This is a genomic window from Bacillus spongiae (assembly GCF_037120725.1).
GTDB classification, from domain to species: Bacteria; Bacillota; Bacilli; order Bacillales; family Bacillaceae_K; genus Bacillus_CI; species Bacillus_CI spongiae.
The window spans coordinates 36,640-60,097 of the sequence record NZ_JBBAXC010000004.1; the positions used below are offsets into that span (position 1 = coordinate 36,640).

General features: G+C 35.0%; 20 protein-coding genes, 1 pseudogene and 1 other annotated feature. Of the genes and pseudogenes, 5 read left to right on the forward strand and 16 right to left on the reverse strand.

From position 1 onward, the window contains the following. Positions 1–263: 263 nt before the first annotated feature. The 3 genes from WAK64_RS06035 to WAK64_RS06045 all read right to left on the reverse strand — a co-directional run bounded on the left by WAK64_RS06035 (position 264) and on the right by WAK64_RS06045 (position 2,767). On the reverse strand, positions 264–485 hold the full coding sequence (locus WAK64_RS06035) for a hypothetical protein (RefSeq protein ID WP_336586054.1): 222 nt from the start codon (positions 483–485) through the stop codon (positions 264–266). A gap of 63 nt (positions 486–548) precedes the next feature. Continuing rightward, positions 549–1,715, reverse strand: coding sequence for a phenylacetate--CoA ligase family protein (locus WAK64_RS06040; protein ID WP_336586055.1), 1,167 nt, complete (start codon positions 1,713–1,715; stop codon positions 549–551). A gap of 380 nt (positions 1,716–2,095) precedes the next feature. After that, on the reverse strand, positions 2,096–2,767 hold the full coding sequence (locus WAK64_RS06045; protein ID WP_336586056.1) for a VOC family protein: 672 nt from the start codon (positions 2,765–2,767) through the stop codon (positions 2,096–2,098). A 283-nt stretch (positions 2,768–3,050) separates the two neighbouring features. On the opposite strand from WAK64_RS06045, the gene WAK64_RS06050 reads away from it, so the two are divergent. Further along, entirely contained in the window at positions 3,051–7,574 is a 4,524-nt protein-coding gene (locus WAK64_RS06050) for a coiled-coil domain-containing protein (RefSeq protein ID WP_336586057.1), read from the forward strand. A 46-nt stretch (positions 7,575–7,620) separates the two neighbouring features. On the opposite strand, the gene WAK64_RS06055 is transcribed toward WAK64_RS06050, so the two are convergent. The 4 genes from WAK64_RS06055 to proC all read right to left on the reverse strand — a co-directional run bounded on the left by WAK64_RS06055 (position 7,621) and on the right by proC (position 11,633). Beyond that, a complete protein-coding gene (locus tag WAK64_RS06055) occupies positions 7,621–8,172 on the reverse strand; it encodes a VanZ family protein (RefSeq protein ID WP_336586058.1) in 552 nt (183 codons plus the stop codon). 15 nt (positions 8,173–8,187) lie between these two features. Further along, positions 8,188–8,625, reverse strand: coding sequence for an 8-oxo-dGTP diphosphatase (locus WAK64_RS06060; protein ID WP_336586272.1), 438 nt, complete (start codon positions 8,623–8,625; stop codon positions 8,188–8,190). A gap of 164 nt (positions 8,626–8,789) precedes the next feature. Continuing rightward, positions 8,790–10,028, reverse strand: coding sequence for a tyrosine--tRNA ligase (tyrS, locus tag WAK64_RS06065; protein WP_336586059.1), 1,239 nt, complete (start codon positions 10,026–10,028; stop codon positions 8,790–8,792). Positions 10,029–10,132: 104 nt separating this feature from the next. Beyond that, positions 10,133–10,343: a binding site (T-box leader), on the reverse strand. Between the two features lie 441 nt (positions 10,344–10,784). Continuing rightward, on the reverse strand, positions 10,785–11,633 hold the full coding sequence (gene proC / locus WAK64_RS06070) for a pyrroline-5-carboxylate reductase (protein ID WP_336586060.1): 849 nt from the start codon (positions 11,631–11,633) through the stop codon (positions 10,785–10,787). Between the two features lie 370 nt (positions 11,634–12,003). Here proC and WAK64_RS06075 point away from each other — a divergent pair, with 370 nt between their 5' ends. Further along, positions 12,004–12,111, forward strand: coding sequence for a putative holin-like toxin (locus tag WAK64_RS06075; RefSeq protein WP_336586061.1), 108 nt, complete (start codon positions 12,004–12,006; stop codon positions 12,109–12,111). 501 nt (positions 12,112–12,612) lie between these two features. Here the strand turns inward: WAK64_RS06075 and WAK64_RS06080 are convergent. The 3 genes from WAK64_RS06080 to WAK64_RS06090 all read right to left on the reverse strand — a co-directional run bounded on the left by WAK64_RS06080 (position 12,613) and on the right by WAK64_RS06090 (position 14,530). Further along, on the reverse strand, positions 12,613–13,197 hold the full coding sequence (locus tag WAK64_RS06080) for a histidine phosphatase family protein (RefSeq protein WP_336586062.1): 585 nt from the start codon (positions 13,195–13,197) through the stop codon (positions 12,613–12,615). 620 nt (positions 13,198–13,817) lie between these two features. After that, entirely contained in the window at positions 13,818–14,024 is a 207-nt protein-coding gene (locus WAK64_RS06085; RefSeq protein ID WP_336586063.1) for a helix-turn-helix domain-containing protein, read from the reverse strand. An 11-nt stretch (positions 14,025–14,035) separates the two neighbouring features. Beyond that, positions 14,036–14,530, reverse strand: coding sequence for a hypothetical protein (locus tag WAK64_RS06090; protein ID WP_336586064.1), 495 nt, complete (start codon positions 14,528–14,530; stop codon positions 14,036–14,038). A gap of 505 nt (positions 14,531–15,035) precedes the next feature. Between WAK64_RS06090 and WAK64_RS22360 the strand changes: the two are divergent. Beyond that, positions 15,036–15,254: pseudogene (locus tag WAK64_RS22360) on the forward strand (IS1595 family transposase); the annotation flags it as partial. Positions 15,255–15,579: 325 nt separating this feature from the next. Here the strand turns inward: WAK64_RS22360 and WAK64_RS06100 are convergent. Beyond that, a complete protein-coding gene (locus WAK64_RS06100) occupies positions 15,580–16,296 on the reverse strand; it encodes a DUF4261 domain-containing protein (protein WP_336586065.1) in 717 nt (238 codons plus the stop codon). A 539-nt stretch (positions 16,297–16,835) separates the two neighbouring features. Further along, positions 16,836–17,561, reverse strand: a complete 726-nt coding sequence (locus tag WAK64_RS06105) for a toast rack family protein (protein ID WP_336586066.1) — start codon at positions 17,559–17,561, stop codon at positions 16,836–16,838. A 436-nt stretch (positions 17,562–17,997) separates the two neighbouring features. Between WAK64_RS06105 and WAK64_RS06110 the strand changes: the two genes are divergently transcribed. Together WAK64_RS06110 and WAK64_RS06115 are read left to right on the forward strand one after the other, a co-directional pair. Beyond that, complete coding sequence (locus WAK64_RS06110) at positions 17,998–19,620, forward strand: DUF2339 domain-containing protein (protein WP_336586067.1); 1,623 nt, start codon at positions 17,998–18,000, stop codon at positions 19,618–19,620. Positions 19,621–20,493: 873 nt separating this feature from the next. Then, complete coding sequence (locus WAK64_RS06115) at positions 20,494–20,922, forward strand: hypothetical protein (RefSeq protein WP_336586068.1); 429 nt, start codon at positions 20,494–20,496, stop codon at positions 20,920–20,922. A gap of 534 nt (positions 20,923–21,456) precedes the next feature. Here the strand turns inward: WAK64_RS06115 and WAK64_RS22365 are convergent. The 4 genes from WAK64_RS22365 to WAK64_RS06130 all read right to left on the reverse strand — a co-directional run bounded on the left by WAK64_RS22365 (position 21,457) and on the right by WAK64_RS06130 (position 23,220). Continuing rightward, complete coding sequence (locus WAK64_RS22365) at positions 21,457–21,651, reverse strand: hypothetical protein (protein ID WP_419465898.1); 195 nt, start codon at positions 21,649–21,651, stop codon at positions 21,457–21,459. Between the two features lie 41 nt (positions 21,652–21,692). Further along, a complete protein-coding gene (locus tag WAK64_RS06120; protein WP_336586069.1) occupies positions 21,693–21,854 on the reverse strand; it encodes a hypothetical protein in 162 nt (53 codons plus the stop codon). Between the two features lie 343 nt (positions 21,855–22,197). Beyond that, positions 22,198–22,515 (reverse strand): hypothetical protein, encoded by a 318-nt coding sequence (locus WAK64_RS06125; RefSeq protein ID WP_419465899.1) that lies wholly within the window; start codon positions 22,513–22,515, stop codon positions 22,198–22,200. 510 nt (positions 22,516–23,025) lie between these two features. After that, positions 23,026–23,220 (reverse strand): hypothetical protein, encoded by a 195-nt coding sequence (locus WAK64_RS06130; protein WP_336586070.1) that lies wholly within the window; start codon positions 23,218–23,220, stop codon positions 23,026–23,028. Between the last annotated feature and the right edge of the window lie 238 nt (positions 23,221–23,458).

Sequence of the window (23,458 nt, forward strand, 5' to 3'; positions counted from 1 at the left end):
ATTCAAGCATATTGTCTTGTAAGCTTAATGATTATCACTGGACAAGCCGATGACACTACGGAAAATATCCTTTTACGTATGGAATTAGATCAAAAGAGAGAATACACGTACTCGTAAAGGACTATTTTAAGTTATGTACCGAAAATAGATTAAATGAATCACACTTTTTCATAATGAAAGCCGAAACCTTAAATTAGGAATCGGCTGCTATATCAAGCTATCTTATTGTAAAATGGACGACTATCGTCCTTCCTACACCTTCTTCATTCGCCTTTAAAAATTCCAATAAAAGCGACACCTAAGCCAACTAATATAATTATGAATTCAAATCCACCTAAACTTGATTGATCATCCATAGCGATTATTCCTCCAATGACCGTCACATGTAAGCCGAGAAGCATGATTTTGATTCCAGATGTCGTCTTTTTAATAGAAATAAAAATAAAAAGGGCGGTTACGATTAAGATGGGGACAAGAATAAGCATAATGACCCTCCTCCTTTTTGAAGCATAAAAAACATAAATAAATAGATTTTAACTAACTTCCTTTTACACTTTTTCCACATTCCTTCGATCAATTAACCTTTTTTCTTCTCGATATAGTTCACCTGGTAGGACTCTTTTCAAAACTGGCTTTACTCTAAGTAAGCTTTGTAATTCTCCTACTAAAGAGGAGTGTAGCTCACGATCTGATTCAAGTATTAGCTCTAACTTGTCAACATTCTTCTCCCGTGTGACAATGGCTTGGAAATATGAGTATCCTCGTTCATGAAGGATCGTAGCTAATTGTTTTTCCCGTACAAACATACCTTTTACCTTGACCCCATCACTCACTCTTCCTAGAATCCCTACCATTCTACGTCCTTCATACCCTTCCACCCAACGTGAAAGGTCTCCCGTTCCGAAACGGATGAGTGGATAACTTTTATCGTAAAGTGTTACAACGACTTCCCCTTCCCTACCCGTCACTTCGGTACCTGTAATTGGATCACATATTTGAACATATGCGGAAGAGGTGATTTTTAATCCAGGACCGCTTTTATCTTCAAAGGCTAGACAGCCACAGTCTGCTGTTCCATAAGCTTCGTGAACGGAAAGTCCATATTCTTCACATCGCTTTCGAAAAGCGATTGATAAATTTTCTCCAGTGAAAAACACTTTTTTCAATTTGATTTCCTTCCCAACTTTCCAACCCTTCTCCTCGATGCAATCTAATAATAATCCTAAAAAGCTCGGAGTACCTACAAACCCTGTCACTCCTACATCCTTCATCATTTGTAGTTGGAGTTCACGGTTTCCAGGTCCTGCTGGAATAACCGTACAACCTAATTTTCGTAAGGCTGAATCAAACATAAAGCCCGATGGAGATAAATGATAAGAAAAAGTATTTTGAACGATGTCATTTTCATTGAAACCAGCTTCTCTTAATGCTTCTGAATACCGCCAATAGTCTCCATCCTCCGATTGAGGGTCATATATTGGACCAGGAGACATGAATACCCTTGTCATTCGCGCGATTCTCTCTGTCGCAATACCACCAAAAGGAATATCTTTTTTTTGAAGATCAATGATGTCATCTTTTTTTAACACGGGGATCCGTTGTAAGTCTTTAGATGTGTTAATGTTCTTCGGAGTTAAATTCACCTTTTTCATAATTTCTCGAAACTTTGGTGAATGATCATAAGCAAATAAGATGATTTCTTGAAAAGAAGACATTATTGCCACCTCTTTCATTAATATTCCTTGAATATGTACATTACTTCTCGCTTTCTCTTCTTTTTCCTGTTCAAAAACTAGATTTTTCTAATAGTCTATTCAGGCAAAGATTGTTTATATCTACTTTTTGCTATTGACAGCACCCAATGGATTAGTCATAGAAAATGATTTCAATTATTTAAAACGATTTTAGCGATGAGTGGTCTATTCTTCAAAAAATTCTTTTCTAATAGGTAGATAAGTTAAAACAGTTTAGCACTTCTATCATGGAGATATTCAAGAGAACGACATACCTCTTTTTAAGCAAAAAAAAGCGCAGCCATGTTGACTGCTGCCTAAAAGGGATTTCATTCAAGATATGCTAACCTATTTGATAACGTTTAACTTTCATTCACACCACTAACTACATGATTTCTCGATGTAAACTTAAGCCAACCAATCCCTTCTATCAATACTTCAAACGGATAAAATGTTGCAAAGCGATTAGAGAAGAACCAACGTCGACCTGTTTTCACCATAATAAGAAGACCATGTTCATCTCCAACAGGAGTAAACCCTTCACCATCTGGTCTAAAATTCGGGATCCCTTTTTCATTTAATATCCTCGCTAGCGGGATCACTTCATCAGCCACCACACCTACCTCACTAATATTCAGAAGGTCTAGTGATGAAAACGGTTGTTCATTTCGATTATTAAGGTTGTGCCTAGCGATGAATTCTAATATATTTCCTGCAGGGTCCTCAAAATAGATAGCATGTGCATTCCAATCCTCGAAATATACTTCATCATCCTCTTCTTCTCTGTTTAAGTTTACCTTCGATGATATCCATTCCTTTGCTTCTACCAGCTTATTTTCAGGTATATTAATAGCAACATGATAAACAGGGGCTGATTCAAAATCACCTTTATGAAAGGATAGGTTTGTTGAACCAATTCGAACGGTAAACGCCTGTTGGTTCTCTTTTATTATCGTTAAGTTTAAAACATCTCCATAAAAATCCTTCATCTCATTCAATTTTCTAGTGAACAATTTCATTTCCTTAATGTTCATGAATTTCACTCCCTTGTTATCACTTTCTATACTCATCTTACATCGATTAATAGAAAATAACCTCAGAAGAAGGATTGAAATAAACTACAACTTTTGTCTTACGGTTGATTTAATCAACTTATTTCTATATATGCGACAACTACACTCTAAATGAAATTCACCCTTCAGCTATTACAGAGATACTCCCCTATACACTTCCAGCAATTTTGTAACCATCAATCAATTGATACATATACTTTAAAGTAGATAACGCCCAGAATTTGTTAACAAGGAAGTGAAAAGATTGAACGAAAATTCAGCAAACACAGAAAATAAATCAAGGGACCCTATTCAGCTCCAACAATTAGTCATCCATTATAAATCAGAGTTAAATAAGTACAAAGGAAAGGTAGAAGAATATCAAAAAAATGACCGCTATTCTACTATTAATCAATTAAAAATACAAAACAAGCAATTACTTTTTGACAACGAAGCGTTGCAAGCAGATATCGAAAAAGCCGATGATAAACTGATACAGATGTCAAAAATAGAAACTGAACTGCAATATTTCTATGAGCTACATGAAAAACAAGTGGAACAACTTAAACAAGCTGAAGCTCAAATTGACTCGCTTTCAAAACAGATTTCAGAAACAAAGACATCCTTAGATAATGCAAATGACACTCTTTCTGAAAAAAATAATGATTTACAAATAGCAAGCGCTACAATTGATGAATTAGAGCTTAACATTCAATATAAAACAGACCAGATTACCGGACTCAATGCAAATTTAGCAGATGCAAATCAAACGATTTCGATGCAAATAGAAAGCCTCGATAGTGCTATCAATAAAATATCGCTGCTGGATCAAGAATTGGAATCAAAATCAGAGCAAATCATTGGCCTCACCACCAACCTTAATGATGCAAATCAAACGATTTCCGACCAAAAAGAACATTTAGACAATGCCACTATCGAAATTGCCTACCTTAACACAGAGCTACTCTCTAAAACCGAGCAAATTACACAGCTTTCGGCTCAACTTGAAGAAGCTATTCAATTAAATGCCAGCCAAAATGAAGAGCTGAAAAGTGCTCTCAACCATATTGACCTGCTTGAGAAAGAGCTAAATACTAAATCGGAACAGAATATCGCTGTTTCTAATGAGTTGGTTGACGCTCAACAAACCATTTCAAGTCAAAACGAAAAGCTCGATACGGCTTTCACGAAACTGGAGCTGCTCGACGAAGAACTAATGACGAAATCGGAAGAAAACATTGTTCTCTCTAATGAAATTATTGACGCTCAACAAACCATTTTAAGCCAAAACGAAAAGCTCGATACAGCTTTCACGAAACTGGAGCTGCTCGACGAAGAACTAACGGCGAAATCGGAAGAAAATATCGTTCTCTCTAATAAAGTTATTGACGCTCAACAAACGATTTTAAGCCATAATGAAAAGCTGGATACAGCTTTCACGAATCTGGAGCTGCTCGACAAAGAACTAACGGCGAAATCGGAAGAAAATATCGTTCTCTCTAATGAAGTTATTGACGCTCAACAAACGATTTTAAGCCAAAATGAAAAGTTAGAAACAGCTTTAAATAAAGTGGATCTACTTGATAAAGAAATTATCGAAAAATCCGAACACATCACCGAGGTCACTACTAAACTTGAGGACGCACTTACAACCATTTCGTCACAAAAGGAAAACTTAGATAGCGTTACCTCTCTTCATTCATCTCTTGAAGAGGAACTAAGCGTAAAATCAATACAGATTTCTGAGCTCACTGAACAACTTGAGAGTTCGGAACAAACAATTTTGAAACAAACCGAAGAGCTAAAACTAGGATTTGATCATATAAACCAGCTTAACGAAGAAAAGTTGACACAATCTGAACAAATTTCAACGTTAACCAATAAGCTTGATGAGGCTATGTTTACCATTTCTAATCAGAATGAAAGCTTGGAGGACACACACTCTTATCATGCTTCGCTCGACAAGGAGCTAAGTGCTAAATCCGAGCAGGTTTCTGAGCTTACAAACAAGCTTGGTGAGGCTAACAAGACCATTTCTGAACAAGAAGATAGCATAAATAGTGCCAACTCTCATCTCTCATCACTAAAGGCGGAGCTAGAGACTAAATCTACCCATGTATCTGAGCTAACCAATAAGCTTGACGAAGCTTTAGTTACAATTACTGTACAAAGAGATAGATTAAACTCGACGATTACAAATGGGTCTTTACTCGATGCAGAAGTTATAGCGCAATCAGAAAAAATTGCTGAACTTACCCACAAGCTAACGACCGCTGAAATGATGATATCTAGACAAAAAGAAAACTTAGATAATGCGAACAAGGAAAATTCGCTTCTAGTTTCTGATTTAGATTGTAAAATTGAGCAAATCCAATTGTTTACAAATCAATTAGAGGAAGCCCAAACCACAATCTCGATTCATAAAGAAAAGCTAGATAATGCAAACACCAAAATAACCCAATTAGGGACTGAGCTTCAATCTAGATCGGATCAAGTCAACTCACTGACAAACGAATTAGATGACTCCCATTCAACGATCTCTATTCAAAAAGAGCAACTACAAAAATCAATCTCCACTATTGAACAGCTTGATAGTGAGCTACTATTTAAAGCGAATGAAATCTCTGAACTAACGAACAAGCTTGATGAGGCCTATGAAATCATTTCAGTTCAAAAAGAAAATATAACTTATACAATGACAGAAAACACTCAATTTAATAAGGAATTACAGACTAATTCAGAAGAAATGATGATTATGGTGAATAAACTAGATGAGGCAGAGAAAAGAATTTCAGAGGAAAAAAATAATTTAAATGAGGCGTTGAACGAAATTTCACACCTTGGAATCGAGTTGCAGGCTAAAGCTGAACAAATTAGCTCCCTCTCAAACCAACTAGACGATGCACAAAAGATCAATGTTACTCAAAAAGAAAGCTTATCTGACGCACTCATTAAGGTTGATCAGCTCGACCAAGAGCTTCAATCCAAATCTGAACAAGTAATGACCTTGACAAATAAACTAAAGGAAGCTGAAGTAACGATTTTAGATCAGGAAAATACTATACAATGTTCAATTGATGAAAGTGCTCAGCTCACTGAAGAGGTTCAATCTAAATCTGAACAAGTAATAACCTTGACAAATAAACTAAAGGAAGCTGAAGTAACGATTTTAGATCAGGAAAATACTATACAATGTTCAATTGATGAAAGTGCTCAGCTCACCGAAGAGGTTCAATCTAAATCTGAACAAGTTATAACCTTGACAAATAAACTAAAGGAAGCTGAAGAAACGATTTTAGATCAAGAAAATACTATACAATGTTCAATTGATGAAAATGCTCAGCTCACCGAAGAGGTGCAATCTAAGTCTGAACAAGTTATAACCTTTACAAATAAACTAAAGGAAGCTGAAGAAACGATTTTAGATCAGGAAAATACTATACAATGTTCAATTGATGAAAGTGCTCAGCTCACTGAAGAGGTTCAATCTAAATCTGAACAAGTTATAACCTTGACAAATAAACTAAAGGAAGCTGAAGTAACGAATTTAGATCAGGAAAATACTATACAATGTTCAATTGATGAAAGTGCTCAGCTCACCGAAGAGGTTCAATCAAAATCTGAACAAGTAATGACCTTGACAAATAAACTAAAGGAAGCTGAAGTAACGATTTTAGATCAAGAAAATACTATACAATGTTCAATTGATGAAAGTGTTCAGCTCACTGAAGAGGTTCAATCAAAATCTGAAGAAATAATCGCCTTAACAACCAATTTAGATCAAGCTAATATCACCATTTCCGCTCAAAAAGAAAATTTATCCAATGCACTCTCCAAAATTGATCAGCTCGATGAAGACCTTCATTCCGTCTCCAATCAATTAAACACGCTCACTTCTCAGCTGGACGAATCATATGTAACAATTTCAGAACAGGCTAAAAGTCTCGATCATATCGTCAGTGAAAATGTTGAACTAACACAAATTATTCAGTTAAAGTCTGAGAAAATCATAGAGATTACAAAAGATTTAGATGATGCAATTGGAACGATTTCTGTTCAAAACGATGACTTAGAATCAGCTATCTCCAAAATATCGCAACTTGACGTCAACCTTGTGACAAAGTGTGAAGAGAATGAAGATTTATCTAACAAAGTTATCGAGCTTAATGAAACTACTTCTCAATTAACGACTAATCAACAGGAACTTGAAATAAAATATCAGAAGAGAATAGAAGAAAATCATATGTTAAATGAGGAATTAAAACTATTGGTCGAACAAATTGCTACTTCTGAAGTATTACTAAATGAATTAACGAATGAAAATGAACAGTTAGTAAATGAAAAACATGAGCGAGGGGAGTTGCAATTACAATATGAAGCGGGTGAAGGAGAGCATCAGCCCCGTGAAGACATTCAGGATAGCGATTCTCATTACAAAGATCTCATTGAAATTTTAAAAGAAGAACTCTCCATTCGGGAAACTCAACTTCAACAACTTACTGAAGAAAATCAAAAGCTAAGCTTTCTTATAGACAAATCTGAAAAAGATATACAGGATTCTTCCTTTGAAGCGATGTTAGTGAATCTTATTAATCAACCAACAAATAAAAATATACTGCAACAATTTGATGATCAAATTCACCTTCTATTTGAAAACGGGGAAGGGGAAGAGGAAGAGGTAATAGATGATGCTGTAGCCTTTTTGTTTGATGAAATTGAAAAGAACTTTACCTTGCTTACTGATGAGATTTTTAAATCACCAAATGATTCTGACGAGGAAAATGAATAATCATGCAAAAGAAGAGAGCATGCGATACAAGGTCGTTGCTCTCTTCTTACCTTTTCCTATTTCGTTTTAGTAATTGATAAAGCTTCCAACTCATTACAAAGAGAACTCCACCAACCCATGCCCCGATACTATTCATGAGCCAGTCATCAATATCAATCGACCTTCCTAATGGTAAATTCCATTGTAATGCTTCAATCATCAAAGACAAAGAAGCGCCGATAAATAACGTTCGTCTACTTATATATCGCAACCCTTGCATTAACCAACCGACTGCAAAACCGAAAGGAATGAACAAAACAATATTCGCCATTAAATTTCGAATTGGAACCCAAAGGTCACCATGATATTTTATATTTAAAAACAAATTATCAAGGGGCATAAAATTATAATTTTTCCAACCTATATGACCTTCTTGAGGTGTTAACGTCACTAGCGATATCCCTATTACCGATAAGGTTGTTAAAACAAATGGTAACACTTCTCTCCACCGTAGATGACGATTATTCTTTTTCCATCTATATAAAAACAGGAAAGTTCCAAAGACGATTAGACTAAAGATTGGTACTAAGTTCCCGAATAAATTCCAAAGCGTTACCATTGAAATCTTCTCTGCCTAAGACTCGCGCACCAATTCCTTTGTTTTCTCATTTCCTTCTCCACTCCATCTATGATATATTTCAAATGTTTCTCTTTGAAAAAAGTATGGAAAGCGATCTTTAAACCAAGGCTGCATGGGAAGGCTTGTGGCTTCTTCTTTTTTCACCCATACTAATTCCCCTTCAGGTGGATGCTTTAACAATTCTCCTTCTGTTTCTGTTGCTAAATAATTAAATACGATATAACGTTGTCGATCCTTTTCATTCACAAATTCTGAAATCCCTTTAAACACCATCTTTTTTACAGTAAGCCCCGTTTCTTCCTTCACTTCTCTAATCGCCCCGTCAGCTGGATTCTCAGGGAAGTCAATTTTTCCACCTGGGGCAATGTATCCTGGATGCCCTTTTGAAGATGGACGGTTAAGTAACAATACGTGTTCACCTTTTTGGATCATCACTAACGTATGTAAACGAATTTGTTCTTGCTGTTTCACCTTTAACCCCTCTTTTAGCAAGCTTTTTTTCTTCCCCTACTATTATAAAGGCTCATCCTTGTTTCAAAAAGGGCATATTAAGCTATTTTTACTCAGTAAAAAAAACCACTTTTAGCATAAATTCTCTATTCTGAATAGAAAATCTTCACAAATTTGCGTTTCCCAACTTGAACAACTGTTTCATTTATAGAAATCGTTTGGTGAAGATCTTGTATTTTCTCACCGTCCACCCTCACTCCACCATTTTGAATCATCCTTCTTGCTTCACTTTTTGAAGATAAAAGCTTTACTTTTACTAACAGATCTACAATCAATATTTCTTTGGAACCATTCCACTCCATCACCGGAATGTCTTCAGGAAGAGCGCCTTTTCGAAAAATATTTTCGAAATTCATTGCTGCTTGATTAGCAAGCTCTTTTCCGTAATACATCTCAACGACTCTCTTAGCCAGTTTCATTTTAGCTTCTTTTGGATGTAGGCGTTGATCAAGAAGTTTCTTTTCCATTCCTTCCTTTTCCTCAAGTGAGAAATCTGTGATTAAATTTGTGTATTTGACAATCAGTTCATCTGGAATGGACATCGTTTTTCCATATATTTCATTAGGAGCTTCATCTATACCAATATAGTTTCCTTTTGATTTTGACATTTTCTCCACACCATCAATGCCTTCAAGTAAAGGAAGTAAAAGTATCACTTGCTTTTCCTTACCATAGTGTTCCTGTAAATGTCTTCCCATTAACACATTAAATTGTTGGTCCGTACCACCTAATTCAATATCACTTTCTAACACTACAGAATCATAGCCTTGCATTAACGGGTAAAAGAATTCGTGAACGGAGATCGGCAACCCCTTCGCATAGCGATTTGAAAAATCGTTTCGCTCAAGTAGTCTGGCCACGGTGATTTTACTAGCTAATTGGATAACCTCATCAAATTTCAACGCATTTAACCACTTTGAATTGTAATGTAGCTCCACCTTCTCCATATCCAACACTTTACCGAATTGATCAAAATAAGTTTGAGCATTATGTTTCACTTCTTCATCTGTAAGTTGTTTTCGTATAGAGGATTTTCCAGTTGGGTCCCCAATTTTCCCTGTAAAGTCGCCAATAATTAATTGAATGATATGGCCATTTTCTTGAAACTGCTTTAACTTATTTAACACAACAGTATGTCCTAAATGAACGTCTGGTGCTGAAGGGTCTACTCCTAATTTCACTTTTAAAGGGTGATTATTTTTAATTGACTGAGCAAGCTTACTCTTTAACTCTTCCCCTGGTAAAATTTCTTGAACGCCATTTGCATAGATCGAATATTGCCTCTCAACTTCTCTTTCTTGTGCTGTTGTCAGTTCTATATTCACCTTTCATCCTCCTCTTTTCAATCTAAGTTCACCTTTGAAGTCACTACAGGAATCCCATGGCAACACATGCTTTATATTTTTCTACACAAAAAAACCACGCCCTAAAAAGGGACGTGGTTTTGCACGCGGTACCACCCTTGTTGAAGATTTCTCTTCCACTTAATTCAAATAACGGTTTTCCCGTTCTTCGCTACTTTTTTTCACGAAGAAAGCTCCTGAAGGTAATTCGCCTTTATCTTTGTATCGGTTTTCACCATCCACCGACTCTCTATAACAGGGAGATAAATGACTACTTATTTCATTCATTACTTTTTAAATAATATGAAAATGATTTATTGTATTCTACCTTAAAATGGTATTCAATGCAATCATTATTTTTTAAAAATTTTCCAACGCTTTTTATTGCCAGCGTCATTTAATCGGTTCTGTGTTTGAAAAACGAGTTTGGTTGTATGTATGCCTGTTTTGCATGAAGTATGAGCAAGTCGTTCTGAACTGAGAATCTACAATCCGTTTGATTGTTTCTATTTTAAAATAGCTACTTCGCAAACTATAAAGCTCATCTATAATGCAGAGTGGTCTCTCTTCATTCCGTCAAATAGGAAATCGTAACTGTAGCTACTGACAAAAGACTTTTTCGACCTATTTTTTTGTACAACCAAAATAAGCAGTGGCTTCTACAAAGAGAAATCCACTGCTTGTTTATTTTGAATGATACTTATGACAAATATTTTTAGCTTTTTATATGAAGGTCTGCTATCGAGCAATCGCTACCGCTTTTTCTTCTAATTCCTGGCTCAGTTCCTTAGAACGTTCGGTTGCACCTTTTACAGCTTGAGCAATTGCTTCTCCACCACCATGCTGCTTTAATGCATCTAACCCTGCTGCAGTAGTACCGTTTGGAGATGTGACATTTTTTCGAAGTTGAGTCGGTGTTTCTTCTCTTTCAAGAATCATTTTCGCTGCACCGAGAATCGTCTGTGCCCCAATTTCCCGTGCAAGGTCCGCTTCTAATCCTGCTTCTTTTCCTGTCTTTTCAATATGCTCCATTAAATAGTAAAAGTAAGCAGGTCCACTGCCAGCAATACCAGTAAAAATGTCCATTTTTGATTCTTGAATTTCATATACTTCACCAATGGCACTTAATAAAGCTCTTGCAATGGATGTATGTTGAGCTGTTGCATTTTCTCCTGCTGATATGGCCGTTGCAGATTCTTGCAACATACTAGATGTATTAGGCATGACGCGAATAACTGGCTGCCCACTCTGTAAATGTTCCTCAAAAAATGAGGTTTTTACGCCAGCAAGCACTGACAAAACCAACGTATGTGATGCTAATTTATCTTTAATCGATTGGACTACTGTGGCAATGTCTTTTGGCTTCATTGCCAAAACAACGACATCAACCTTAGAATAATCTATTTCTTTACTAGACAAGCTTGTAATTCCGTATCTCATTTCCAATTCATTCAACCGGTCTTGGTTACTTCGATTTGAAACCATTATATTTTGCTTAGGCAGTTCATTAGTTTGAATGATTCCTGAGATCATGGCTTCTGCCATCGATCCTGCTCCTAAAAATAGTACGGTTGTCTTATTTAACATTCTATCTCTCCTGTTAGTTTCTGTTTTTCCCTTACCAATCGTACCATCTTCCTATTTTCTTTCAAGAGTTATGCGGAAAGTCGTAAGTATCTGTGCGAGATAGTGAGAGAAATCGCTAACAATGAATGGTAAGTGGCTTAAAACGGCTTTAACTGCTTTATAGGAGAGTATATGATTAAATATTGAATGTGGACGATCACTCTTTCACAGAAGGAGAAGAGAGAACCTTCATTTTTTACACTTTAAGCGAAGCAAAACGACTTCAAGACTACATGATGTTACCCTATTGTATATGATACAATAAAGGAGTATAACATACAGGTCAGGGTGGCTTACAGCTGGCATTCCCCTATTGAAAGGGGGTGTTGGGTTGGTAACAGTAAGTGAAATGCTTAATGTGATGATAGGCTTTTCTTCCTTCATAGTTGCATTAATCACATTAATCGTTACCATCATTGTTTTAATAACAAAAAAGTAAACCACCCTGTACATTGGATTTGCGGCCCGTTGTAGGATGGTTCACTCTTTCTTAGACTAAGCCAGACTGTGGCTGCCCAGATTGTATGTTATGCAGAAGTCTTGGTTCCCGCCAAGGCTTCTTTTTTAGATTATGTTATACTGTCTTCATTATACAAAAACCATCGACAGAGGTAAAGAGTTGCTTTTAAACCATGCTTCTCTATTATATCGTGTTACCAGCTTCGATATGCAAAATGTACAAGGTGATTTATTATTTTTTACAAAGCCATTTATTCGTATAGTAAAAATGGGTACACACGCTAATTAAGTTTTACGTTTTAGGAGTTCGATACATTGCTACCCAACCTTCTCTCCCATTTCCCCTGTAGGCTCAGTCTTCTATATTTCCCTTTCTACAACAACATCTTTTGAAATTTTAGAGAAACCTAGTTCAAATTAGCTTATGAGGAATTCATCAAAACTCTGCCGCTAATCCAAATAGTGAGCGATTTATATCGGTTTATGCTAAATGAGAGAGGTCATTTAAAAAGTGGGTTACTCTTTCTTCGTCACGAATTTCGATAAAACTAATACCCGTATCACCATTTTTAAAATAATAGTCCTTCGTTACAGGCATTTGATAAAATGATTGAAGCAGACAATTAATGACACCGCCATGGGCAACGATGGCAATTCTGCGATGTTGCGATGAAGAAAGAATCCTTGAAAAAGCAGATTCTACTCTCATTCGAAACTCGATATGTGATTCGCCATCCTCATAACTATCATGAAGATATGTTGGCTCCGGATATTTTTTCGCTTCCTCAAATGTTAACCCTGCTTGAATCCCATTATTAAATTCCATTAAATCATCTTCAAGCTGAACCGAGCACCCAACTTTCTCTGAAAGTAACTTGGCTGTTTCACTTGCTCTTTTTAAAGGACTTGCCCAAATCATATCAGGTGGAAACTCATTCTTCACTCTTTCCCCCATTACATGTACTTGCTGTCGTCCCTTTTCTGTTAATGAAAAATCTGCTCTCCCCTCATGTACATTAAATATATCTGCTTCTGACTCACCGTGTCTAATGATGATTATCTCCAACTATGTAATCTCCCCTCTTGGAAAAAAAGAATCGCTTGCCTTACTCCAGAGAAGTTGTGACAAAGACGATAGAGCCTTTCGTCAAGCCAAAAAAATAATGATACAACCTTAAGCTCTGTTTTCATTCTAGTAGTATACTCACAAAAAAGAGTAGGTCCTAGTGCTTACTCTTAAAGTAAGAATGAAAGTCGGAAATAGCGTATTCATAATTCTCCTCTGCTTTTTTATTTAGTTTACCATTGGAGGCATCATTTGCCTATACTCTTACTCTTTTACCCATTTATACAAGGCCGTTTTCGCTAGTTGTTTGTAGAAACTGAACTACAGTTGTAAAGTAAATTTCATGGTCATAGTGATTAAATTATCGTTCTGACCCAAAAGACTTATCTACCTTTCTTATTTTATTTACGTCATTTATAAATCGCTTACTAACCTATTTTATTTCATATTAAATTTAAAACAATTGAAGCGTTTACGATGATATTGACCCTCCTGCGAGAATCCCTAGTCTGTGAGGAAGCACGGAATCCAAGATCAGATATCCCATTCGTCAGAACAGCATAAATACAAAAGAGGTCCCGTGCACTTACTGTTGATGATTAGCAAATGCAAAGGGCCTCTTATTCATCAATATATTCCATAATGTCTCCAGGCTGGCAGTCCAGTGCTTTACATATGGCTGCAAGTGTGTTGAATCTAACTCCCTTTGCTTTTCCGGTTTTTAACATGGAAAGGTTGACATTCGTTACACCAACCTTTTCAGATAATTCATTTAGTGACATTTTTCTATCGGCCATCACTCGGTCAAGTCGAACAATTATTTTCATAGGTATCTTCCTTAAATAAACATATCGTTTTCTGTTTTTATCTTTATTCCAGCCTTTAAGATATAGGCAATTCCAGTCATAATCAGGAAACCAAGTAGATACTCAACAGGAAAGACTAAAATAACAATCTCCTGAGTAAATACATTCTTCGGATATAAGTCTAATAATCCGCCTCCAATGCTTATGACAAGTTTCAAAAGCCCGAAATATAATATCGTCATCCCGTAACGATTAAAAATGCTCGAAATTTCAAGGTCGAATGGGGTCTTTTTCTTCTTCATAGTCTCTAGAACAACAATAAACCGGTCCATTCCAATTAAGACAACGATAAATAGCGGAATCGTCAGAATAACCGTGAATTGATAGGTAGAAAAGGAAGGAACTAAGACTTCCGTGTGATTAAAAAGCTTATACTTACTTAATGTGTAAGCTTCATTAGTAAGTAGTAAATTATCAATATAAACCCACAATCCAATAATAACTAACAGTATTTTCGATGTTTTCATGATAGAAATTAATCGTTGAGTATCGATTTTGTCTTCCTCCTTATAATTACTTTAATCGTTCTTGTAAATATTGTAAAACATTTAATATTTAAAGTAAAACATTAAATTATTAAATTAAAAAGATAATTTTCATGTTCCGAATCATGATAACATCAAGAAGGAAAGGACACATTGGCTTCGGTATGGAATTGGAAGTGCTTTGGAGCTTCAAGTAATGATACTAGCAAAAAAGAGATTACGAATTCAACCGTGGTGGCGTTGCAATAAAGCGAGGCATCTCGAAAGAACATAGATGTTTTGTAGTTGCACACGATAGAAATGGTCAAATTCTCTTTCAAAAGGCAGGGAAAGGGCATATTTAGGTTGATGAATTAGATGTAGTTTTAGGACTTCTGCTTTGTTATGTACAGATACAGCAACAAACTACAATATTTTTGCAGTAATGAAGGGGTTGCAACACGAAGCCATCAATATATGCAAAAAGGAGTATAAAAAGAAGGATATCTACCTCATTTAACACGTCAACGGGTATCATAAGCGATTGAAAAAGTGGATGGATAGATTTGAAGGAGTGTCAACTAACTACTTTGATAACTACTTATTTTGACATAGTTTTCTTGAATTACATTAGAAAATGACATCAAATGAAATGGTTAAAGAAATGCTTCTCTCTTCGTGTAGAAAGGTACATTTCATTACTGTTCAGCAAATAAGAGAAGCATAGTTTCTCTTATTTGCTGGTTCGGTTTACTTTACTGTTTCTCATTAATCCGTAAACTGCTAGAACAAGCAAAGATAGACATAGAACTATAAATGTTACAGTATAACCTATATTATTTTCATTGTAATTTTCATAAGCAAACATGCCCATTACAATAGCATTGATAAAAAGACTTAATAATATCAATGGTTGAATCTTTGTTCTATCCATTATTTACCACACTCCCCTTTTTTAATATTCTACCATACTATATACCATCCTTTACTAACAATCTTTGAGAAATGAGCCTAAAACAAAAAAATAGAGGTACTTATCGTACCTCCATTTTTTATGCTGGAATTAACTTAACTAACCCAAATGGATTAAAGAAGGCATCATCTTCCTCATATCTAAATTCAGGGATGAAATGGATTTTGTATAAAGGTGAATTTGGTTCTAAACTAAATGTATCACCATTATTAAAAGATGGATGCTCAACAATGTTATAAAGGTTGAAATTATTAAAGAGGTCTGCGGCTTCTTCTGGTGATATTGAAGAAGAAGCAATGACATCAGGTAATCCAAAAGCTTTCATTCCACACGAATAATAACTTTCCTTATCGCCAACAAGAGTCACAAAGTGAGAATATATAGGGAAATATTCTTGGTTTTCTAAAAGCTGATACCATTCGTCTTTGGTATGTGCAATTCCCGATGTTTCGACTTTTACTGCTAAACCGCCAGATTTTAATAAAGTTGCTCCGACATCTACTACTTGCTTGAGCCCTTCAAACCCATTTACATTTGCTATTACATATACTGTATGGGTATGATGTCCAATCTCATCTAAAAGGTTATCTTCAAAGGTACCTGCATAGGAGAAAGCTTCCTTTAAGTGGCTGTCGTGTTCATACACTTCGACTTCAAAACCTACGTCTTTTTTTGCATGATGAATTATGTAACCAGCCATTAAATACCCATCTCCGTTAGATGCAACAGCCTGTATTAACTCTGTTCTATTTTTCCACTTTCCAGGAACTCCAATAATTACTTGTACTTCTTCCATAAACACACACATCCTTGAATACTATGATATAAAATTTTAAGGTCCTCGATGACCTGTCAATCTCCTTAATTGGAAACAAACAGGATGTAACCCATCATTTAATTTATATTCTTTATTATATTGGTAAAACCCTTTATTTCAATGAAACGAAACCAAGCCAAATAATGAGTTCAGCCAACTGAAGGAAGAGCTTAAAAAGCTTTGACTAATCAGCTTTATATAACTTTTGATCGCCCTTAATGAAACTCCAATAGAGTTATATAGTTTAATAACTCTTTCTAATTATTTCGGTCTACAGCCACACCATATCGCACTCAAGTTCCTCTTTTCTTTCTCGAATCATGCTAACCTATTACAAAAGAGAATTAAAAAGAACCAATGTGATGGTCACAATGGTTCTATCTCGTGCACGATGAGCATTATTAACAGCTTCCTTACATACTTACCCATTAGCCATATCCAAATAATAATTTGCGAAGATGGATCATTCTAAATTGAAATCATGTAGCTTAGTTTCCTTAATACTAAATGATAACCGATTATTGCATTTTCAAATTTACTTCGCCAATTCCCATGTCAACATCTAAGTCAATGATTATATCACTTTTCTCGAACGCTTCATTTACATACACTCCTGAAGACTCCCGAATAAGACCATTAGTAGAAATTGATCCGATACCATTATCTACTTTTAGTCGAACTCCTATATCTTTTGGTAATAGTACAGTTGTTTCGCCTATTCCTGTATCGATTTTTCCTGTAAAACTGTTGGACCTGTTTCCAGTCAAATCAACGGTCAATTCTCCAACACCTGAATGAATATCCAATGATGAGAGTTCAATATCTTGTAAATTTAGGGTACTTTCAGATGCGCCAGTATCCACTTTCAAATCTATTGGCACATCATTTGTTAGCCTTAAATCCCAGTTATTTTCTATATTATTGCCTAAATTAATCCCCTTATCCCCTGCAGGCTCAGACAGTTCAATGACCCCTATTTCCCCTTGTTTTTTATAATTACTTTCAGGAACAGGTCGTTCAACATTATATGATACATTTCCTTCTAACCAATGATCGGTTCCTTGATTTAGTGTCAATTCTCCAACTTTAATATCTATCTCAACTTCCAATGCTTCTGCATCATCTTTTTTAATCATTATTTGTTTATCTTTCTTCTCACCATCGCTTGAAACTGTAATATTTATGCACCCAACAAGTAAAATGCTTAAACATGACACAAAGACAAACAGAATCCCCTTTTTCAATTTAATCACCCCTTATATGTGTCGATACTACAATAATAAGGTAATTATTGGCATGGAAAAACCGGCTTTAGCGTTAATTCTAACTACTTCTAGAGATGTAGATGAAAGTAAACCACACGTTTTAACCGAGATCAGGTCAACCAGTACGCTTTTTCAGGAACGGCCATTCCATTTACTTGAAATGTATCATTTATGATTCACACCATGTTGTCATCAGCTACTCGGTTTTAGTAAAAATCGTTGGCCTTTTCTTTTCCTATGCTGTAGTCATATGTATCTTTTCTACGTCTTTTTATAAAGCAGTACGAATAACTATAAACATGGGCTCCCTTTTCCATTCATTTATATTATTAAAATAGTCAAATAATGATTGACCAGATTAGCGGATTCACTTACGATTTAAAAGGAATAAATTTCATATAATGGGAGATTAATAATGAATGATAAAATTCAAGAACTTCAAAACCGAGTTGAGCAGTTGGAAAAGCAAGTAAACGATCTTGAACAAAAAATGAACACATCAGTCAACCCTTCCCACCCTAAAGCTGTTTCACTTATTGACTCCTCACCTTCTAACCAAAACGAGGAAAATGTGAAAACATGGGGAGAAAATATTGGTCAAAAATGGCTTCCACGCATTTTCATTTTCGTTCTCTTGTTAGGAATTGTGTGGGGATTCGCTGCCGCTGTTGAAGGGAATTATATTACAGAACAAGTTCGAATCGCCATTGGCTTTGGAACAGCCGTCCTTTTTTATTTCGTCGGAACCTCTCAATTCAAAAAACATCGTCTTAACTTAGCATATAGCCTTCTCGGAGGAACGATCGTTATTTTATTTTTAACGACCTTTTCTGCCCATATGCTATATGAATTCATTCCGTTTTGGCCAGCGTTCATATTAAATCTAAGTTGGTTACTATTTGGATTGTATACTGCCTATAAATTTCATTCTGAAGTGATTGCAGTTATTGTTTCAGTTGGTGGATTTTTAGTACCATTTTTACTAAATGGACAAGAAGGTGGGGAGTGGTTATTTTATACTTACGAGACGTTATTGTATATCGTCTTTTTACTCTACTCATTCCGCTATCACTATCAATGGCTTCATTATGTTTCTTTTTTCTTCCTTCCTCTCACAATAATCACGTACCTTTTGTTAAGTGGGACAGGTGGAGAAGCTCCTGCGTATATGATGATCATTCAACATGTCTGTATCGGTTTCATCTTATTTTATAAACTTCCTTTACACTATCGTCATCATATCGCAACATTAATACCGAGTACCATCTTGACCTCCTTATTTGTTCTAGGAACATTTAAAGATTGGAAACTAGATGCAATACTCCTTATAGCTATTATTGCTTATACAACGCTTTCGCTCTCCCTCTTTTACATGAAGTCTGCATCTGAGCGAATAGCTTTAGCCGCTTTTCCAGCACTATATTTAATAGCCGTCTATACAAATCACCTTTTTGACAATGAACTTCTGACAATATTAATCATGTTCCAAGCGGGATTAGGGATTTATTACTCCACCATTTTAAAAAGCCGGCTTATACTATTTACTTCAGGGGTCACGTTTTTAATTGGCGCTATTAGAGTGTATGACATGAGGCTTTGGACACTTTGGAGTTTCGAACTACTTGCATGGCTCGCATTTTTTGTTCTCTGTTTCGCTCTGATTGTCCTAACACATAAGCTTAAGGAATTGTCTTTTCAAATAATTTATAAATGTGGGGTTGTTCTGTTTTCCTTCATGCTATTGGTCTTTCTCTGGTTATTAGGCCCATTACTTACAGTAGATTACTCTTCCATGGTTCAACAAATGGTTATATCTTTATTGTGGCTTTGTTACGCCGTAGGTTATATCCTTTTTGGAAAATGGAAAAACATCCATCAACTCGAAAGCTTTGGTTTAATCATGATCTTTGTCGTTCTACTTAAAGGAATATTTATTGACTTACCTATTTCCTCTCTAGCTATACGGGCCATTTTATTTATCGTCCTTGGCACAATCGGTTTAATCGTTTCGCGATTTTCCTATGGAAAAAACCATTAATACTCACGCCTTATAAAAGGATAGAAAGAAAGTCTTTCTTTTTTGGTTCTGGAACGAGTTATGATTTGTACCACATAAGTTGGAGTTTTTCAATGAAATATGTTTGCCAAAATGCGCTCTTAAAGGGGCGCATTTTCTATGAAAAGCATCAACGTTAAATCAAAGAGGCAAATGGGTGGGGCACATTGTTGTCTCAGCTTTTTTATTTGTTTTTAACTGAATTAATTTCGTCAATCAACTTTTCGGGCGGCTTTCCTATTTCTATGTCTTGAAACCATTGAGAGGCAAGGATTATGGATCACTACTAAAAAATGAATACAATCGTGGCTATAGTAAGTAGGATTATTACCAGAAGGAACCGAACAAAAATAGGTCTTATTTCTTCTTCATTCTCTAGATTTTTAACCTGTTTTCTAAAATTTTTTCCAGCATGAAAAAATAAATATATAAGTAATATTGACAATAAAACCTTCAACTAATAAACTCCCTTTCGTTATTGAATTTCAGATTATAGTGGCTAAATTAGTTTTTCTTATTAGCTAATATACAGGAAACTAAATTACGAAATGTTCATAGTTTGAATTAACCATAGATGGACTTTTGATATAGAACTGATTGAATTTTAATTTACACCATATGAGAATAGTACAAAACTATAAAGGAGTTTTCTTTACCCAATAAACTATTTTTGAACATGAATCTTCGTTAACTTTTCTTGCCTTTGACTCCATTAATCCAACAAGTAAAGATTATTTTACCTCCATTATTATTCATTTTTTCCCGTCCGTTTCATTATGTGCTGCTCTTCGAAATCTTGTCTAGAGATAAAACCTTTCATTATGGGAACTATACTATTAAAGAGGTGACAGACTAATGAATAAAGCTGTACTTTCGATATCCATTCTATCGTTTCTCATTCTAAGCTCTTTCGAAAATATTCCAGAAGAATCCAAAATTAAAACTGAAATAATACCTCAGAATCAACCCCCTCGTATAATGGAAAAGGCCTTTTTACGATATCTTGGTGAAACTATTCTCAATATAATGAATGATTTCGGGGATGATCAGCTATTCACATTTACTAGGATAGAGAGAATCACAAAAGATACCTCAAACGATTCATATGACATTTCAATAAGAGTCATAGGATTCGAAGGGCCACTTAACCCACCTTATAAGCTAATTCGAATGACTATTCGTATACCAGGGGAGAATTACACTAATTATAGTGTTGTGACTTATTCACACAGGTTCGTCTCAGGCAAGGAATTTGAAAAATTCACTAAGTATACTGAAGATTAATTAAAGGCATTGTTTTATAAAAGAGCCTTTATAGATTAAACCATTAAAAAACTGCAATCTCATTAATTACAAATAATGAATAACAATAGTGCCAACGTTCCAGCTAAAATCGTTCATTTAATGGATAAAAAAGAGCCAAATAAGTGGGACACATAGTTGTCTCACCTTTTGAGGATAAAGCAATAATCGGTTGGAAGAAGTATTGTTTACTGTTTACATGTCTTGGTGCAGTGAGTTTCTCCACCCCTTCATTCCGGCACTGTTAACAGACGTCATAGGGGTTTTTAACCTCCGTAAAAAGTTCCCTTTTTTTCATGCCCATTAGAAATCCCCTTAATCCGAAATAGAACTCTCTTATATTACGTTTCATTCATTTTATTAATGCCAAAATTCCTAATAAAATGATAAGTTCTCCTGCAATCCTATTAATTAAGACAAGATGTCGAGTTATTTTTTTCCTAAAAAAACCTACCCCAACACTTAATACATCCACCAAAATGATGAACCAATAAATACTCCACCTATTAATTCTAGTTACGATATTGATGAACCTTCTTCTAAATTAATTCCAAGTCCGCTAAACATAGCCACAAAATTTAATATAGTTGTTGGATTTGTAATCATCAGAATAAAAGTTGAGATGAACATCGAAAAAAGGGTTTCTCCTTGTAAGTTTGCAGCATTATCGGCAGGTTTTTTTATAAAAGTTTTTATCCCTAAATAGAACAAAAAGATAGATCCAAATATTTCTAAGTAGAATTCTTGTTTTACTAAAAAGGTTGTAAATACTGATAATCACTAGCATAAATTAAATTCGCTGTAACAGCTCCAAATTCTGTTAGAAATAATTCTACTCTTCCTCTAGAAAGACTCCTTTGAATACATAATAATCCTACTGAGAATCCTAAAATAAACGCTTTTATGAATAACACTTATTTTCTGCTCCTTTAATAGAAATTTAAATGATTATTGAATCTATTTTTGTTCTGAACCTATTCATGAAGGTAAACAAGAGCGGTTGCTAAATCTCTTACGAACTATGTGGAAGTGTCTAGAAGAAATAATAAGATATTAGAAGGGAGCAGCCATGTTTGCCGACTTCTATGACTCGTCAAACACATAATTGGAGAAGAAAAATCTTTTGGGTAGTGAAATAGAATTAAAGTAGCGAGTAGGCTCAACTAGAGGGAAGTCCCTTTTCGCCTTGTTAATGCTTAATGCCCATAAGTAGATTAATTAAAGGAAGGCACCTTAAAAAAGGTGTTCCCTTTAAAATTATTCATACTCAGCAAACTCAGTTTTAAAATAGGTATTTTCTAAGCCCATCATATATTTTAGTGTTTTGCCCAAAGCATAATGATTCGGAAATTCTTTTTCAATGACACAAATAATATTACCTCCTTTTCCTGTTGTTAAATTGGTTAGTTGTAAATATTTATTGTTATCGTAAATATACGAAACAATGTATTCGTAGTAATCATTTTCCTTGGCTACTAGATTCATACCAACATTGTACAACCTAACTCTTGCTCCTGCCCAGATTTTCTCATCATCATTAACGTCATTTAACAGTATCCATTTCGATTTATCCAATATTTCACCCTTTTCTTGATACGGTCGTTTTTCCAATTATACTAAGGTTTTGGTATGTTTTGAATATTAACAACCAAAAAAGTCCCAATGTCCTCGTCCATCTCCTCTTGTGTCAATCCAATGTAAAACATAGTTACGCTTTGTACGGTATGGTTCAATAAGTATTTAAGTCTATGTATATTTTCTTTTGTAGTGGTATGCAAATATTATTCTCATTGTTTGCATTTCTATGAGTTCACGACATTGTTTAAAAATTCACTTAAGCTTGAATACGTGACAGGGGTGACCACCTTTTTGACTCGGAATCAACCAAGAGTTTTCATCCCTTTCTTTTGTGAACTCTTCAATTTCGGTAGTTAGTCTTCATTAATCATATGACGTCAACTATTTCCTAGACAGAAAAAATACACCACTATTAATATCGTGGTGTATAAACTGGCGTATTTAAAATAATGAGGTATCACTTATTGAATAGCTCATTTCTCTTCAGTACTATTTACGATAATTTCGTTATGTGAGCTTTTCGTTTTCACACAACACTTTACGATAAAGGAAGACAGCTAGGCTAATACACAACATTACACCTACTAAATTTAAAAATGTCGCTCCTCTATTATCAGATAAAGCAAACAATACACTATTCAATGCAAATATTATCGTAACAAAATTAGTAGTAATAAATAATCGATTATAAGAGGGTCTCATTTTCATTTCCTCCTTCATGTTTAATGTTACTACCCATTCCAGCTTCTCTTCATTTTATCGATAAATGAACTGGACTGTATATGTCGAATTATATCATATTTTATGAAATTCGTTAATGTTCACACTACATTATTTACTGTTTCAATATCACTTATAGCCTAACCACCAATTGTTTGAAAAAGCTAATACATGCACACTTCTTTCTCATTTATTCAATAAACAATCATTTATCGCTTAC